The sequence below is a fragment of the Kribbella sp. NPDC003505 genome, assembly GCF_040610875.1.
Lineage (GTDB): Bacteria > Actinomycetota > Actinomycetes > Propionibacteriales > Kribbellaceae > Kribbella.
Map to the genome: position 1 here is coordinate 1 of NZ_JBEXNA010000029.1, position 1054 is coordinate 1054.

1 protein-coding gene is annotated in these 1054 nt (G+C 66.9%); it reads right to left on the minus strand.

All coding sequences use genetic code 11. The features are described from left to right. Positions 1-18: 18 nt before the first annotated feature. Positions 19-1054, minus strand: a 1036-nt coding sequence (locus ABZX12_RS42755) for an IS110 family transposase (protein WP_355701222.1), incomplete at its 5' end; no start/stop codon positions are given.

The window sequence follows — 1054 nt, forward strand, 5'->3', positions numbered from 1 at the left end:
TTGATGCCCCTATGGATGTCAAGCGGCTGTGGCGGCTGTTGAAGGCGATCGTCTGGAGGTAATGATGTCGCGGTAGATCTGGCGGGCGATGTAGCGCTTGAGGCAACGGATCGCTTCGCGTCGGGTTTTGCCCGCTTCGGTGCGTCGCCGCACGTAGTCCTGGGTGTGCTTGTCCCAGCGCAGCCGGGTGATGGTGATCGTGTAGAGCGCGGAGTTGGCTTGTCGGTCTCCGCCCCGGTTGAGCCGGCGTCGGTGCGTCTTGCCTGAGGACGCTTCGATCGGACTGACGCCGCAGAGCGCAGCGAAAGATGCCTCGCTGGTCAACCGTTCGGGGTTATCGCCGGCAGCGAGCAGCAACGCGGCAGCCGTGTCCGGGCCGACGCCGTAGCGCTGCAGCAGCGCCGGCGTGTGAGCCTGGACGCTGGTGGTGATCTGGATGTTGAGCTCGTCGATCTCGCTGGTCAATTCGATGATGCGACGGGCGAGCAGTCGCAAGGTGAACGCGGCCGCTCCGGTCGGATCGATCGGGCTTGCCGCGCGCAGCGCCGCGCATCGGCGGAGCAGAGCCGAGTTGCTCAGACCGGTCATCGCCTCGCGTAGCGCAGGGTCGGCGCGGACCAAGACGGCCTTGAGTTGGTTGATCGCCTGGCTGCGGGACTTGACGGCCGAGGCCTTGGCCAGTTTGAACATTCGCAGCATCTCGACCTGCCCGTCGCCGGACTTCGCGACTGCGGTGGCGCGTCCGGACAGCACGGCTCGGGCTGCTGTCTCGGCATCAAGGGTGTCGGTCTTTCCGCGGCGACGTCGTTCGCTGCGGTCACCGCGGTTGACCTCGAGCACGCTGACGGCCTCGGCGCTCAGATAGCGGGCCAGCGCAGCGCCATAGGAACCGGTGCACTCCACCCCAGCGCGGTGTACCGGCCCGAACTCACGCGCCCACGCCAGCAACTGCCGGTAGCCGGCCGCTGTTGTCGGGAACGTGGCGGTGGCCAGCAGGACACCCATCGCGGTAAGTACCGCCGCGACATGCACGTCCTTGTGCGTATCAACCCCC